The organism is Sinomonas mesophila, assembly GCF_001999765.1.
In the GTDB taxonomy this organism is placed as follows: Bacteria; Actinomycetota; Actinomycetes; order Actinomycetales; family Micrococcaceae; genus Sinomonas; species Sinomonas mesophila.
In genome coordinates, this window is record NZ_MTIC01000008.1 from 213,711 (window position 1) to 228,658 (window position 14,948).

Here is a 14,948-nt window from a genome sequence, read left to right on the forward strand (position 1 = left end):
GCCCCGCCCGGACGGCGTGGTACAACAGCCTTCTAATTCGTGCATGGGGGAGACGATGATTGTCGAGTTCGGGTGGTTCCTCGACCGCGCGCCGTGGGCCTATTCGCGGCCAGGGCTCAACCGGGTCCGGGTCGGCCGGAAGAACTTCATTGGGCTGCTCCAGACCCGGCTCGGGCTGACGCGGCCGGACACGCCGAACGCCGGGCGCGTGAGCCAGTACCTGCGCCGGCTCGAGCGCCTCGACACGCCCGACGCATGGTTCCACGGCTCCCTCCAGGCCGACCCGTGGTCCACCGCCCAAGAGCTCCTCGCCGCTCGCGACGACGCCGTCGCCAATGGCTGGGACGGCTCGCTCCGCGAGCCCGTGCAGGGGACGGACGACGCCGGCCCGTCGCCTCTGCTGCGCACGCTCGCCGCCGCCGAGCGCGCTCCCGGCGAGCTCGCACCGTCGCTCGCGGACGACGTCGTCGAGCTCCTTGCCGAGCTCGGCTCGTCTCCCCTGCCGCTCGGCATCGACGAACTGGTCCTCCAGCATCCCGAGGCCACGTTCCCGGAGATCTGGCGGCGGATCATTGGGGCCCTCCGCGCCCGCGGGGTCCGTGTGAGCGAGACACCCCGGCCTGCCCAGTCCCCCGAGATCACGGTCCTCACGGCCGGGACCGAGTGGGAGGCCGCCGAGCACGCCGCCCGCTGGCTCGCCGCGGGGACTAACAATCGGACGGCGGTCGTGTGCTCAGAGCCGACGTCGGTCCTCGACCAGTACCTCACCCTCCACGGCCAGCCACGCCTCGGCGTCGGAGACAGGTCGCCGTGGCGGGCTCAAGACCAGCTCATCCCTCTGTTCTTCGAGCTTGTCTGGGCCCCGGCCAACGTGCACCTGCTCGCCGAGTTCCTCACCCTCCCCGACTCCCCCGTCCGCCGCGCGGCGGGCCGGCACCTCCTGCACGCGCTCGCGCAGGAGCCCGGAGTCCACGGTGCCGCCTGGGCGGAAGCCATCGCCGCGATCAGCAGCGACCCGTCGCTCGGCCCCGGCCCTGCCGACGCGCTGGACCGCACTTTCCGCACCCGCCTCCTGAAGGAGGAGGAGCGCCCGTCCGGCACCCAGCTCATCGAGGCTACCGCCTGGCTAGCCAGCACCCTCTCGGCCAGGGCTGCGGTCACGGAACGGCTCCAGCCCACCCTGGCCCAGCTCAAGCGGGTGCTCGAACTCCTGGCCCCACTCCCCCACGTGTCACGCCGGGACCTGCGCCGCATCATCGCCTCGGTCCTGACCCCGCATTCCGAGCCCGTCCTCCCGGCGGAGGCGGCCCCATGGCTGCGGCTCAACCACCTCGTGGAACTCGGCGAGGACGTCGAGGATGCCCTCTGGTGGGGCTTCCCCTCTGCCTCGACCCCTTCGGCCCGCCGCTGGGACGCGCACGATGCCGATTCCCTCGCCAAGGTGGGGGTGCACCTGCCAACCCCGAAGGAACTCACGGCACTATCCGTGCGGGAGACCCTCGCCGCAGCCGGGCGATGCAAGCGGCTCATCGTGGTCCAGACCGCCCAACGCAATGGCGAGCGCGTGGACGCGAACCCGCTCCTCGAGGCCCTCGTCGCGGCGCATGACCACCCTGACGGGGTGAGCACGACGCTGGCCGAGCGGATCGCGCAGGCGACCCGCGCGCCGTCGTCCCTCAATAAATACGGCATGTGGCGGCTCGCCGGGCGGGAGACGCGGCTCACCCGGGCCGCGGCCGTACTGCCGGTACCCCCGGAGCCGGCACTCGAGGTCGGCGCGAACCCCGCGCTGGCGCCGGAGCGGCTCTCCTTCTCCCAGCTCGAGGTGCTGCTGGGCTGCTCGCTCCGCTGGGCGCTCGAGCGCAAGGGCCGGCTCACGGTGCCGGACGCGGCGGACATCCCGGAGGGTTCGCGGATGATCGGCACGTTCGCCCACCGGGTGATCGAGCGACTCCACGAGGGCCTGCGCGCCGAACACCGGGCCGTGCCCACGGACGCGGAGATCAGTGCCGCGATCGACGGGCTCCTGCCCGCGGCCGCGTCCGAGCTGCTCCTGCCCGGACAGAAGGCGCGCCGGCTCACGGTCGTCGCGGCGATCACCGAGGCCGCGCGCGTCTTCTTCAGCCGCCTGCAGAGCGGCGGGGTGGCGCTGCAGGAGATGGAGAAGCCGATCCTGAGGGAGCTCCAGCTCGTCACCCAGGACGGCGTCCTGGCCATCCCGGTGTCCGGCAGCGCGGACGCCGTGGGGATCGATTCCGAGGGTCACACCGTGGTGGTGGATCTCAAATGGTCGTCCGGCGGTGGGCACCTGCGCGAGAAGGTGCGCAAGGGCACCGCCCTGCAGCTGGCCCTGTACCAGTGGGCGATCGGCGAGGGAGAGGCCCCCGCCGATCATCCGACCGCCTACTACCTGCTCAAGCAGCACGACTTCTCCTCCGCCCATCCCCACTTCGGCCCGCGCACCCCGCGGGCATGGGGACCCGATGAGCTCTGGCAGCGGGCCGTGCGCTCCGCCGAGCACATCGTGGCGCAGGTCCTCGCCGGCCGCGTCACGGCGGCGAAGCCGTACGCAGATGCGCTCGAGGAACAGGGCGGGGACGGGCCCGCGACGTTCGAGGAGATCGAGACGGCCGTAGGCCGGCTGTACGTGGAGCCGGGGTGCCGGTTCTGCCGGTTCGGTGCCCTGTGCGGCCTGAAGGGGGACTACTCATGAGCATCCACCAGCCCCAGACCGGGCGCGGGGGCGCGGGCGTCCTGGACCGAGACCTCCTGGCCAACGTCACGATGGTCTCGGCGAGCGCTGGAACGGGGAAGACCTACACCCTCACCGAGAAGATCGTGGGCCAGATCGCGGAGGGCGTGCGCCCGGACCAAATCATGGCCACCACGTTCACCACGAAGGCGGCCGGGGAGCTGCGGGAGCGCATCGCGGCGCGGCTGCTCGAATCGGCCTGGGCGTCGTCCGCGTCCCAGGAGCTCGGGGCGAGCCTCATCGGAACGGTGAACAGCGTGTGCGGGCAGCTGCTCGCGGAGTACGCGATCGATGCGGGGCTCTCCCCCGCGCTCGAGGTGATCGGCGAGGACCAGCTGGATGCGATGTTCGCCCTCGCCACGGACGAGGTGCGTGCCGCATGCGCCGAGACGATGGCGCCGCTCGCGTGGCGCATGGGCACCCACCCGGACCAGACGGGCGAGTACGGCGTGGAGCCGTGGGATGCGACCGTTCAGCGCGTCGTGACGTACGCCCGCACGAACCTCCTCGACGCCGAGGCGGTGCGCCGCTGCGCCGACGACTCGTGGGCCGGGTACCGGGAGGAGCTGCTCGACGAACCGGGCCCTGACTGCCGCGAGGAGTGGCTGCGCGAGCTGCGGGCTGGCGCGGCCGAGTTGGAGCTGACCGTGGAGCGCGGCAAACACAGTGACGGCACCAAAGCCAACCTGAGCACCAAAGCGTTCGAGGTGGATTACCCCAAGACGCTGGTGAAGATTGCCAAAGCCCAGGAGATCGGGACGACCCCTTGGGAGGTGTGGCGCGGATTCGTCGGCTCGAAGCCTCCAGCTCCCCTCAAGAAGATCTTCTGGGAACTCCGCGAGCGGATCCATGGAGAGCTGCTCTCCAACCCCGCCTTTCATCGGGACGTGGAAGCGTACATCCGCGGGGTGTTCGCCTGCGCGGCGGACTGCCTCGACGCGTACGAGGGGTTCAAGCGGGACAACGCCCTCATGGACTTCGTGGACCAGGAGGCCAAGGTCCTCGACCTGGCCCGGGGCAATGCCGCGTTCCGCACAGCCTTCGCGGGCCGCATCCGGTTCCTCGTCGTGGACGAGTTTCAGGACACGAGCCCGCTCCAGCTGGCACTCTTCCTCGAGCTGAGCTCGCTCGTCGAACAGGCCGTTTGGGTGGGCGATCCGAAGCAGGCCATCTACGAGTTCCGCGGTACCGACCCGGAGCTCATGGAGGCCGTCATGGCTGCGGTGCCGGCGGAGCGGCGCGAACAGCTGTCGGAGACGTGGCGGTCGCGGCAGGCGCCGGTGGACCTCTCCAATGCCGTGTTCGAGCGGGTCTTCACGAACGGCGCCGCCGGGCACCGCATGACCCGAGAGTCCGTACATCTGGATCTGCCCGCCGCCAAGGCCGCCGAGTATGGCGAGGACCGTGGGGGCATCGAGGCCTGGACCCGGCCCCAGAGCAAGTCCGAGGACCGGCTCCGCGCGACGGCTGCCGGCGTGAAGGAGCTCCTCGCCCGGCGGCCGGACCTGCGCCGGTGCGACGTGGCCGTGCTGGCCAGGACCAACGCCGAGGTCCGGGCCCTCTCGGCGGCCCTCGACGGCCTCGGTGTGCGCGCGAGCCTGGACCCCCGCGCCCTCGGCTCGGTCCGGGAGGTGCAGCTCGTGCGGGCCGGGATGGCCTATGTCGCAGACCGTCTGGACACGGTCGCGCTCGCCGAGCTCGTGGCCCTGCATCCCGGCCACCCCTCGCACGGGATCTGGCAGCGGGAGCTGCTGGCCGCAGTCGTGAACCCCGATGCGGAGAAGGACTCGGACGGTGCCATAGTGGCTGGGCCGCGGCTCGTGCACGAGGCCTGGCGCAGCGCCCCGCTCGTCGCGGCCCTGGATGCGCTGAGGGAGCAGGCTGTGGCGGCGACGCCGACGGAGGTGCTCGAGGCGGTGAGCGGGGTGCTCGGGCTGCCGGGGCTCATCGCCGTGTGGTCGGCGCCGGAGCGGAGGCTGCGGAATCTGGACGCGTTCCGCGGCGCGGTCCAGCTGTACTTCGAGCGCTGCCGGGCCCTGCGGTTCCCGGCGACGCTCCGTGGATTCCTGGGTTTCTTCGCCTCGGACGAGCACGAGTCGGCGGAGAACGCCGGGCCGGACGTGGTGAACGTGCTCACGTACCACAAGGCGAAGGGCCTCGAGTGGCCCGTGGTGGTCATGGAGAGCCTGGACAAGGAGACGAAGGCGCGCCCGTTCGGCACGGGGGTGGAGCAGACGCGGGAGCTAGACCTCGCGGATCCGCTAGCGGGGCGGTGGATCCGGCTGTGGCCGAGCCCGTTCCCGTTCGGCGGGTCGCCGCTGGACACGCGGGCGCAGGCGAGCGAGGCGGCGGCGCGGTTCCTCGAGCGCGAGCAGCGGAACCAGGCCCGGCTCATGTACGTGGGCATGACGCGGGCCGCGGAGACCACCGTCCTGACGTCGAAGACCGGCTCTCCGGGCCTCCTCAATGACCTCGGCGTGGAGGGTCTCGTGGCGTGGAAGGCGGGCCGCGGCGAGGTGGTCGTGGGCCGGGAGGACTCGCTGCCGGCGTTCGTCGCGGAGCTCGAGCCGCTCGAGGCGACGGCGGACGACGGCGTGTGGGAGCCGAGGTTCGTCGACCCGCCCTTCGCTGGGGCCGTCGTCGGGGGGAAGCCGGCGCGGCTGAAGGCCAGCGCCGCGGACGGGGCGGACGGACTGGCTTCTGCCGACATCCGCGCCATCGCCACGCTCGGTAGTCCCCTCGCTACCCACGGCTCGGAGGACTGGGGCGCCGTGGGCAGCGCCGTGCACGCGTATCTGGGCACGGAGTTCGGCCTTCTCGACGCTCCGGGGCGGTCCCGACTGGCAGAGCGGCTCATCGGGCGGTGGGGCGTGGGGCAGACGGTCGACGCCGGGCTGCTCACCGCCGCCGGGGAGCGCTTCGAGGCCTGGCTCGACGACGAGTTCCCGGGCTGGACCCGGCACCGGGAGGCCGCCATCGGCTGGCGGCCCGAGGGCCAGACGATGGAGGGCTGGATCGACCTGCTCCTCGAGGGCCCGGACGGGTTCGTGCTCGTGGACCACAAGACCTACCCGGGGAAAGACCCGGAGGGGCACATCCGTGCCAAGTACCTCGGCCAGATGGAGGCCTACCGGCGGGCCGTCGAGGCTGCGACCGACAGGCCTGTCGTGCGGATGTTGATACACCTGCCGGCGCTGGGGCGGGTGTTCGAGGTCGTCATGCCTCATCTACTCTGAATATGAAAATCGATGTACCTGAATGTGCAGACGGGCTTAACCGCTCCGAAGGAGATTGATCGAATGTCCAAGACAGTCTTCCGATCCACATCGTTTACACTGCGACATCTGGTTGACAATATCCAACGAGGTGACATTGCCCTCCCAGAGCTGCAGCGACCGTTCGTCTGGTCGAACGCGAAGGTGCGGGACCTTTTCGACTCAATGTACCAGGGCTTCCCAGTAGGCTACTTGCTCTTCTGGGAGACGGGGCGCGGAGGTCGGCGCGCGGCAAATCGGCGTTACAGGCAAAGATGCCCGCGTGGCGCGATGGCTCATCGTCGATGGGCAGCAACGCATGACCTCCCTATACTCTGTGATGACCGGAGAAAAGGTTGTTCGCGAGGATTACTCGGAGTCACGAGTGAAGCTCGCCTTCCGGCCACGCGACGCTCATTTCTCAGTTTCAGATGCCACGACAGAGAAGAATCCGGAGTTCCTAAAAGACGTCACGCAGCTCTGGAGCGACTTCCGTAGGACCAGCTCTCAGTTCTTTGCAGATTATGAGGCCGCCCGCGGCCCCCTTGAGCCAGTCCAGAGAAACGCATGGGAGGACGCCCTCGACCGGGTCAGGGATCTGCAGAATTTCTCTTCAACGTAGTGGAGCTCGATGCTGCAGTAGATGAGGAGCAAGTCGCAGAAGTCTTCGTGCGCATAAACTCTGAGGGCGTAAAGCTTAATCAGGCCGACTTTATCCTCACCCTCATGAGCGTATTCTGGGATGAAGGGCGCAAGCAACTCGAGGCGTTCTCCCGAGCCGCTAAGGCTCCTTCAATCTCGACGGCGTCGTCATTCAACTGGTATATCTCCCCGTCGCCTGATCAGCTGCTCCGCGTCGTTATCGCGTTGACCTTTGATCGTGCGGTCCTGCGGCACGCGTACTCGATACTGCGAGGGAAGGATCTGGAGACCGGGCACACCAGTCTTGAACGACGAGACCAGCAGTTCCAGGCATTGCAGAGCGCCCAAGCGGAGGTGCTGAAACTCACACACTGGCACGAGTACCTGAGAGCCTTGGAACGTTCGGGGTACCGGAGCGCAAAGATGATCTCCAGCCAAAATGTCGTGCTATTCAGCTACGCTCTCTGGCTTCGCGGCCGAGTAAGACACGGCGTTCCAGTGGACCAGCTGCGGGAGGTGATCGCCAGATGGTTCTTCATGGCCCGCTTGACGTCACGATACTCCGGATCCTTTGAGACGCAGGCAGAGAGGGACTTTGGGCGCATCGACGAACTCGCCGCCGAGATCGGCTTCAAGGCCGCCCAACCGAATCATCAACGACACACTGACCGGAGATTTTTGGACGATCACACTGCCCAACGAACTTGCTACCGCGGCGTCGCGAAGTCCTGCTCTCTTCGCCTATTTCGCAGCTCTCAATATTTTGGACGCGGATGCTCTACTGTCAACTGGCAAGGTCCGAGAGCGCCTAGACCCAGCAGTGATCAGCACTAAAGGCATTGAGCGACACCACCTTTTTCCCCGCGCCTACCTTCGCGACGTTCTCGGGGTCAAAGATAGCCGCCAGATCAACCAGATTGCTAATATGACGCTCGTTGAGTGGAACGATAACATCGCCATCTCTGATGCTGCACCTCGCATATACTGGAAAGCCCAACTCGAGTCCAAGAAGTACTTAACCGCTGAGCGGCTGGAAAGGCAGCTTGAATTGCATGCACTGCCTGCCGAATGGACGGACATGGAGTTCACCGACTTTCTGACACTCCGCCGCAAGCTCATGGCTTCGGTCGTTCGGGAGGCCTTCCAGAGACTTTCGGACCCCTCCTACTCCGCCGTCTACCCAACCACCCAGGAGCCGCTATCGCTGGCAGCAACCACTGCTCCTGAAGATTCGGAAACTCCGAGTCCGGTGAGCGTTAGACAGCTCGTGGAAAGCGGTTTGCTCCCAATCGGCACGGTGCTAACGCCTGCCCGTGGGGGAATCGATGCCCTTGGAGAGATCGATGAGAGCGGAAGCATTGTTGTCGAGGGTATCCCCTACCCGACTCCATCTGCTGCAGCTGTGGCCGCGGCTGGCAGCCGAGCCGAAAACGGGTGGACTTTCTGGGTCGCGGATACTCCTGCCGGGGAACGGCGCCTCGATCGTCTCCGTGAACAGTTCCGCTTGGACAATGTTGCCGACGATGTCGGCGGGGTGCCCGTCGGCTAAACACCACCCCTTGCGACCACACGTCGGCCCCTCGGTGGACCGTGCAGGCCCACTGCGGCGACGGCAGCGCCTCCGACAGCACGAAGAAGGCCGCCAACGACGCCAGCACCACCCCCGTCGAATCGGTCTTCTCGGCTCCACTCGTCAGATCAGACCTCCGCGCTGAAGGAACCCTGCGCCCTCGCCTGGCCCTCTACGGGTCTGCTCCCTCGCCCGGACCCCTTGCCCCCAGCTCACCGCGTTCTACCACCGCCTCATGACCAAGTGGGGGCGTTGCCACACCCTGAGGGGCTGAACGGTGGAGCGCCCCGGCATGAGTCCGCTCAGACTCCAAGCTCGACGCGCAAAGCGTTCGCAAACCGTGAGCAGGGACGAGGCCACCTGAGGCATCCTGTCCCGCCAAGGCCGTCGAACTCAAGCGGGAGGTATCGGGACAGCATATCGTCCTGCCGTCCAAGCAGGGGTGATGGACCCTGCCCTGAAACCAACAACACGCAGGCTCTACTGTCCCGTTCATACCAATCCACACCTTGAATGCGCCCCCGATCTCGCCGAGGTTCCGGGCGGAAACTTCGGCAGAAGGGCAATGTCGAGCTCGAGCAAGGAAGTAACTGATGCATATCAAGTTTATCGATTTCGGCCATGAGAAAGGTCGGCCCCGCGACGGCATCTCACTGAGGCCCAGTCCCCTGGAGATATCGGGCTATACTCCAAAACTGGTCCGTCAGTGTCCGTCCTGGCAGACTTGCCTAAACGGGCTCTTCACAATCCGGGGTGTAGTCGGGGTCTGAATCCGCCGGTTTCGAGCAGGGACCTGGCGATGTAGTTCGTCAGGTTGCGGAAGCCCAGAGGCTGAGCCGCGGAGGTGCTCGAGCCGGCCATTGATGGCCTCGGTGGGCCCGTTGCTGGTGCCGGGTCGGTCGAAGTAGGCAAGCACGTCGGCGGCGCGTTTCTTCAGCGTCCGTCCCAGGCTGATGATCTCGACCAGCGCGGCCGGGACGCCGCTGGCGACGGAGTCGATCACGCCCTGCATCAGCTCGCGTCCGCGGCACCGGTCGGGTTCGCGGTAGGCGGCGATCAGGCGCTGGTAGATGCCCCAGGTCGCTTCGACCTCGACGTGGGCCTCGCCGTGGATGTCCGCGGCGAACAGGTCCGCCAGCCGGTCCTGCTGCCTGTCCGTGAGCAGGTCCGCGCCGGTGTGCAGCGTCCCCCGTGCCTGGTAGAGGGGGTCGTCCTTGCGGCCGCGGTGGCCGTGGAGGGCGTGCTGGACCCGTCGGCGGCACCGATCGAGGGCGTCGCCTGCGAGGCGGACGACGTGGAAGGGGTCCATCACCGCGGCAGCGTCGGGGAGCTCTTCGGCGGTGGCCGTCTTGAAGCCGGTGAAGCCGTCCATCGCGACCACGTCGACGCCGTCGCGCCAGGCTTGGGGACGGGCTGCGAGCCAGGTCTTGAAGGCCTGCTTGGAGCGGCCTTCGACCATGTCCAGCAGCCGGGCCGGGCCGGTTCCCTCGCGCACTGCGGTGAGGTCGATGATCACGGTGACGTACTTCTCACCGCGCCTCGTGTGGCGCCACACATGCTCGTCGACGCCGATGGCCTTCACCCCGTCGAACCGGTCGGGGTCCTCGATCAGGGCCCGCCTGCCCTCGGCCAGGACGGCGTCGTTGGCGGTGTTCCACGCGACCCCGAGGCCTTCGGCGACCCTGGCCATGGTCAGGTGCTGGACGACGATCCCCTCCAGTGCCCACCGCAGCCTGCGGCGGGAGAGCCTGGCCCGGGGCTCGGCCGCCCGGGTGGTGTCCTGACGCCACACGTGCCCGCACCCCGGGCAGCGGTAGCGGCGGACCGTCACGAGCAGGGTGGTCGGCCGCCAGCCGAGGGGCTCGTGCGCCAGCGGCCGTGTCACCGTGTCACGCGGCACGCCTTCGCAGCCGCAGCGGCGACACCACTGGTCCGGTTCGACGACCCGGCAGGCCAGGACCGCGCGGTCCGGCTCGAGGCGTTGGCCGACGACTTCGCGGCCGAGCTCCTCGACGCGGGCGAAAGCGGACAGGTCAGGGCAGGCGAAGCCCACAGCAGGAGTAGCGTTGGACAAGTCGAGGTCTTCTGGATGGACGGCGTAGGAACCCCCATCATCGGAAGACCTCGACCTCTACCCCGCCCGACGCGCCGGGCCCGACTACACCCTCATCCGTGAAGAGCCCCTAAACGTGCTTCCAATACCGACCTGATGCCGATCTGGAGGTAGAGCCACAGCAGCGCTGCTCCCTCCTCACGCAACTGCAGGCCACCGCATAACGAGTCAAGGGCCGGCATTTCTAGATTGAGTCTTCGAGAAGCAGCGTGCCGCTGCTGCCTTAGGGTGGATACGTGCGAGCTAACGGAGCTTCAGTTCATTCGAGTGCACGCTTAGAATGGCCATGCGGATCGACTTCTCTGGATTACTCGCCGTCACATGGCCCGGGTCGGTCACGACTTGCGCCGAGGCCGTGTAGCGTCCGTCCCGTGCATTCTCGCCGCTATCGGCGACGATGATCTTGACCTCTTCATTCGAGTCATTGAGCAGGCCGCGGAAGGTCCGCTCTTCCGCCACCTCCGTGAGGCCCTGTCTGCGATTGCCTCGATGATCTCGGTCCTGTAGTCCACGGCGCCCTCCAGATGCTGTAGATCAGGCGGTGGCTTGATCCTTACAACCGCCCGGAAGGACTCGATCTTCGACCGGCAAGGGTCACGTCTGCGAGGCGATTCGACTCAGGACTGTTGTCGTTCTATGGCGGACTGCACCACAGTACATTGCGCAGGACAGTCGCCGTCCGACCTGAAGACTCTCCGAGTTGGCTGCACAGTGCCCGAGATCAGCGCCGGTAGCATTGAGGCGTGCCCTACACTGTCCATCGCGCTGCAGACTTCCGCAAGATCGAGCTCGCCCTGCTCCCTTCCGCGGAGGCCGTGACCTCTGATGCCATCGTGGCCCGCGGCGACTCGTTGGACCTACTTGCCCACGTTCCAGACGAGTCTGTGTCGCTGATCCTGACAGACCCGCCGTACCACTCCACGAAGAAGGACAACATCTACGGAGACAAGGCGTTCGAGGAGGATGAGCACTTCCTCGAGTGGATGGAGGCGTACGCCGTGCATTGGAAGCGCATCTTGAAACCGAACGGCACGATTTACCTCTTCTGCTCCGCCCAGATGTCGGCTCGGCTCGAGGTCATGATGTCTAAGTATCTTCGACCCATCAACCACATCACGTGGACCAAACCCAATGAACCTGGCTATGACGGGTGGAAGGGCAAAATGAACAAGGAGGCGCTGCGGCGCTGGTACCCGCACTCAGAGCGCATTCTCGTCTTCGAACAGGGTTCCTATGGCGACATGAATGCGATCCGGCGTTCTCCGCTAGGACAGTATTTGCTTGAGTGCCGAAAAAAGGCTGGCATGTCAGGGCATACGCTGACGGAAACTATCGGCGCGTATGGAAAAGTCAACCATGGCGGCGCGGTCGCGAATTGGGAGGCTGGCCGCAACATTCCTAGCCGGGAACAATACGCCAAGATCTGCGAAGCCATTGAGGCCACCGGTGCCGTCGAGAAGATGCTCCCTTATGAAGACATCGTCCGTCCCATGGACCTTCACGGCGGGATAGAGTTCACCGACGTCTGGAACTTCTACAGCGTGCGTCCGTTCAAGGGGAAGCACCCTGCCGAGAAGCCGCTCGACATGCTCCGACACATCATCGGCGCCTCTAGCTATCCAGGTGACATCGTTCTTGACTGCTTCGCCGGCTCTGGAGCCACCGCCGTCGCGGCCCTACAGCTAGGGAGGCGCAGCGTCTGCATCGAAATTGAGGACCAGTGGATCGAGCGCATGCAGCGAGAGATACCTCGGACTGAGCGTCTTGGTGATGACGATCAGGTTCAGCGGCCAGCGAAGAAAAAGGGGGTCAGGCGCCCGGTGCTACCGGTTGACAGCCTCTTCGACTGAAGCTGTCTCCTTTTCGAGGCGTGCCCAAGAGTCCCCGTTGCGGTCTAGGACGGACTTCATCCACTTGAGTGTGGGCATAATGCCTGCATCCTTCACAACCGTATTGCAGTGAGCATGTCCCCAGCCCAAGTTGTACGGCTTGTGCTGAAGCTTGCCAACGCGAAGCTCATCGATGTGAAAGAGAGTCACTTCGGTGAGGGTGAGGTCATACGTCTCACGCCCCGCTGCTTGATCTGCGCGCTTGAGGAAGTCGCTTACGGATAGCTCATCGAGACAAAGCGGACAGACAGTGTGGCGAGCCTGATTGATCAGGCGTGCATTGTGCAAACGGTCGACGTCCCAGAGGTCCATCTCCCTTGCCCGCTTCATTTGGGCAGCCTGTCGCTGCATGCGCGAGGGCCTGTTCATGCGGGGATCGTCCGGCATGTCCTCAACGTCGGCGCAGGCCCATATAAGACACTCGAGTTGGACCTTGGCGGCCTCAGCAGTCGCCTGTGACGCGTACTCGTAGACCCTAATGCCCGCACCACGCATCCGCGTCGTGTTGTAGCCGTGGACGATTTCCTCGCCCCCCTCGGCCGTGGTCGCGTGGATACGGGCCATGTAGGTTCCGCCGAGGGGAGCCGTCCGGCTAAAAGCGGGGGCAAAGGGAAGACCATTCTCCAGGCGTCCACCGCTCGGTCTGAAACTCCTCCACTGATAGCGCCGCCGATACAGGAGTAGCGCGTTCGTTCCGAGCGCTAACCCTTCCAGCGCCAAGACACCATCGGCATCAGACGTCGTGAAGTACCAGTCAGGCTCGATCAGGACGATAAACCCATTCTGATAGGTGCTGGTGCCGTCATCAGGTGACTTGCACGACGCCCACTGCTCCCATGGGATGACCACGCGGTTCCACCGCGTTACGCGGTTCTGATAGATCTCCCGGTGCGTTGCGCCGCGCGTGTAACCAGTCTTGGCAAGCTTCTCCTGGACAAGAGCCGGCAATGACGGCAGTCGTCCTCCCCCATTCAATGACACGTTCTTAACCGTAATGCATGCTGTGCCTGGGTCCACCTGCTGCGTGCGGACGGAATCACGGGCCCCCTCACACAAGCGCTGCCGCCCGCACCACCTCTCCCCCGATCACGGTCGCGGCCGCTGTGACCTCCCGGATCCCGCAGGATCAACTGCGAAGATGTCCTCGCTCAGGACCACGAAGTCCGCGAGCATGCCCCGGCGAGCGTCCCGACGTCGCCCTCGCGGCCCACGGCGTAGGCCGAGCCGTCCGTGTAGGCGCGCACGGCCTCCGCGACGCCCACCCGCTCGGCCGGGGCGAACTCCTGCCCCGAGGCGGTCCGGCGGTTGACGAGGTCGTGGATGCTCACGAACGGGTTGGCGTCAGACACGGGCGAGTCGGTCGAGCCGGGCACGGTCATCCCGGCGTCGAGCAGCGAGCGCATCCGGTACGTGCCTGCGGAGCGCTCGGGGCCGATGGCCTCGAGGATCCCGTCCCCGAAGTCGGAGATGAACACCCCCTGCGGGACGGGCACGATGCCGAGCTCGGCGCACCGGCGCACCTGGTCGTCCGTGGCGATCGCGAAGTGCTCGATCCGGTGCCGCACCCTCCGAGGGGCGATCCGCGGCGCCTCGGCGACGGAGTCGAGGACGTGGTCGATCGCCCGGTCACCGATCGCGTGCGTCGCCACCGCCCAGCCGGCGCGATGGAACGCGACGATCTGCTCGCGCAGCTCCTCGGGGGACAGCTGCAGGACGCCGAGGTTGTCCGGCTCGCCGCAGTAGCACTCGTGCACGGCGGCGGAGCGGCCGATGAGCGAGCCGTCGGAGATGACCTTGACCGGGCCGAGCCGGAGGCGGTCGTCGCCGAGCCCGGTGCGGACGCCCATGTCGAAGGTCTTCCACCCCTCGGGGCCGTCGAGCTCGTGCAGCGCCGTGTGGAACGGCATGAGGGTCATCCGCGGCCGCACCCGGCCGGTCTCGACGGCGACCTGGTACGCGTGCACGTCGGCCCACCGGCGCGTCATCGTGCCGGAGGCGATGACGCCGGGCTCGGTGATGCTCGTGAGGCCGTAGGAGACGGCCTGGTCCGAGGCGAGCTCGATCGCCGCCACCGCGTCGTCGATCGTGAGGTGGGTGGAGACCTCCCTGATCGGGTCCATGGCGCGCGCTCCTGCAGGAGCCCCTCGGCGCGGCCGGCGGCGTCGCGGAACACGCGCCCGCCGTCGATATCCGGGAACCGTCGGTCGGGGAAGCCGGCCAGCTCGAAGGCGCGCGTGTTCGCCACGAGCATGTGCGCCGAGACGTGCTCGACGATCGCGGGCCGGCCGCCGACGGCGCGGTCGACCGCCTCGGCGGTCGGGTGCTGCCCGCCCAGGAGGTTCTGGTCGTAGCCGGTGGCCTTCACCCAGGCGTCCGCCGGCAGCTGGGCGGCGCGCTCGGCGAGGCGTGCGTAGACGGTCTCGACCGACGTCACCCCGCGCAGGTCGACCATCGCGAGCCGGTGGCCTGTGAAGGACAGGTGGTGGTGGGCGTCGTGCAGGCCCGGGATGACCCGGGCGCCACCGAGGTCGTGGACCTCGCGCGCCTCGAGGCCGTCGATGTCGTCGACCGCGAGGATGCGGCCGCGGTGCACGGCCAGGATCGTCGCCTCGGGGTGCCCGGCGTCGCCGGTCCAGAACCGGCCGTTGGTGAACAGGGCGTCGATCTTCACAGTGTTCCTTCCTGAGTAGGGGGTGATGCGCGCGGCCGGTCAGCGGACGACGGCGGG

General features: G+C 67.0%; 10 protein-coding genes and 2 pseudogenes. 7 read left to right on the top strand and 5 right to left on the bottom strand.

The window, feature by feature from the left end; all coding sequences use genetic code 11:
- Window positions 1–43 precede the first annotated feature (43 nt).
- From BV907_RS14315 to BV907_RS19160, 6 genes and pseudogenes are all read left to right on the top strand, one after another.
- A complete protein-coding gene (locus BV907_RS14315) occupies window positions 44–2,713 on the top strand; it encodes a RecB family exonuclease (protein ID WP_175637473.1) in 2,670 nt (889 codons plus the stop codon).
- A complete protein-coding gene (locus tag BV907_RS14320; protein ID WP_077490412.1) occupies window positions 2,710–5,988 on the top strand; it encodes a UvrD-helicase domain-containing protein in 3,279 nt (1,092 codons plus the stop codon). Before BV907_RS14315 ends, BV907_RS14320 begins: the two co-directional genes overlap by 4 nt.
- Window positions 5,989–6,051: 63 nt before the next feature.
- A pseudogene (locus tag BV907_RS19810) lies at window positions 6,052–6,240 on the top strand (GmrSD restriction endonuclease domain-containing protein); the annotation flags it as partial.
- A 106-nt stretch (window positions 6,241–6,346) separates the two neighbouring features.
- Entirely contained in the window at window positions 6,347–6,628 is a 282-nt protein-coding gene (locus BV907_RS19365) for a hypothetical protein (RefSeq protein WP_245827989.1), read from the top strand.
- Complete coding sequence (locus BV907_RS19155; RefSeq protein ID WP_217697936.1) at window positions 6,628–7,482, top strand: hypothetical protein; 855 nt, start codon at window positions 6,628–6,630, stop codon at window positions 7,480–7,482. The genes BV907_RS19365 and BV907_RS19155 overlap by 1 nt, the downstream gene beginning before the upstream one ends.
- Before the next feature lie 91 nt (window positions 7,483–7,573).
- Window positions 7,574–8,197, top strand: coding sequence for a restriction system modified-DNA reader domain-containing protein (locus BV907_RS19160; RefSeq protein ID WP_217697937.1), 624 nt, complete (start codon window positions 7,574–7,576; stop codon window positions 8,195–8,197).
- Window positions 8,198–8,959: 762 nt separating this feature from the next.
- On the opposite strand, the pseudogene BV907_RS14330 reads toward BV907_RS19160, so the two are convergent.
- Together BV907_RS14330 and BV907_RS18470 are read right to left on the bottom strand one after the other, a co-directional pair.
- Window positions 8,960–10,292, bottom strand: a pseudogene (locus tag BV907_RS14330) (ISL3 family transposase).
- 282 nt (window positions 10,293–10,574) lie between these two features.
- Window positions 10,575–10,790 (bottom strand): hypothetical protein, encoded by a 216-nt coding sequence (locus tag BV907_RS18470; protein ID WP_139346787.1) that lies wholly within the window; start codon window positions 10,788–10,790, stop codon window positions 10,575–10,577.
- A gap of 284 nt (window positions 10,791–11,074) precedes the next feature.
- Here BV907_RS18470 and BV907_RS14340 point away from each other — a divergent pair, with 284 nt between their 5' ends.
- Window positions 11,075–12,181, top strand: coding sequence for a DNA-methyltransferase (locus tag BV907_RS14340; RefSeq protein ID WP_077490414.1), 1,107 nt, complete (start codon window positions 11,075–11,077; stop codon window positions 12,179–12,181).
- On the opposite strand, the gene BV907_RS14345 is transcribed toward BV907_RS14340, so the two are convergent.
- The 3 genes from BV907_RS14345 to BV907_RS19375 form a co-directional block, all read right to left on the bottom strand.
- Complete coding sequence (locus tag BV907_RS14345; protein ID WP_175637474.1) at window positions 12,155–13,168, bottom strand: BstXI family restriction endonuclease; 1,014 nt, start codon at window positions 13,166–13,168, stop codon at window positions 12,155–12,157. The two genes, BV907_RS14340 and BV907_RS14345, sit on opposite strands and share 27 nt — an antisense overlap.
- A gap of 200 nt (window positions 13,169–13,368) precedes the next feature.
- Window positions 13,369–14,292: an amidohydrolase gene (locus tag BV907_RS19370; RefSeq protein ID WP_245828000.1), complete on the bottom strand. Its 924-nt coding sequence runs from the start codon at window positions 14,290–14,292 to the stop codon at window positions 13,369–13,371.
- Window positions 14,202–14,891 carry an amidohydrolase family protein gene (locus BV907_RS19375; protein WP_245827990.1) on the bottom strand — a complete coding sequence of 230 codons (690 nt, stop codon included), beginning with the start codon at window positions 14,889–14,891 and terminating at the stop codon, window positions 14,202–14,204. The genes BV907_RS19370 and BV907_RS19375 overlap by 91 nt, the downstream gene beginning before the upstream one ends.
- Window positions 14,892–14,948: the final 57 nt, after the last annotated feature.

Excerpts from the sequence above, each read along its gene's own strand:
- BV907_RS14315 (WP_175637473.1), top strand. The coding sequence starts at position 44 with ATGGGGGAGACGATGATTGTCGAGTTCGGGTGGTTCCTCGACCGCGCG.
- BV907_RS19160 (WP_217697937.1), top strand. The coding sequence starts at position 7,574 with ATGACGCTCGTTGAGTGGAACGATAACATCGCCATCTCTGATGCTGCA.
- BV907_RS14320 (WP_077490412.1), top strand. The coding sequence starts at position 2,710 with ATGAGCATCCACCAGCCCCAGACCGGGCGCGGGGGCGCGGGCGTCCTG.
- BV907_RS19365 (WP_245827989.1), top strand. The coding sequence starts at position 6,347 with ATGACCGGAGAAAAGGTTGTTCGCGAGGATTACTCGGAGTCACGAGTG.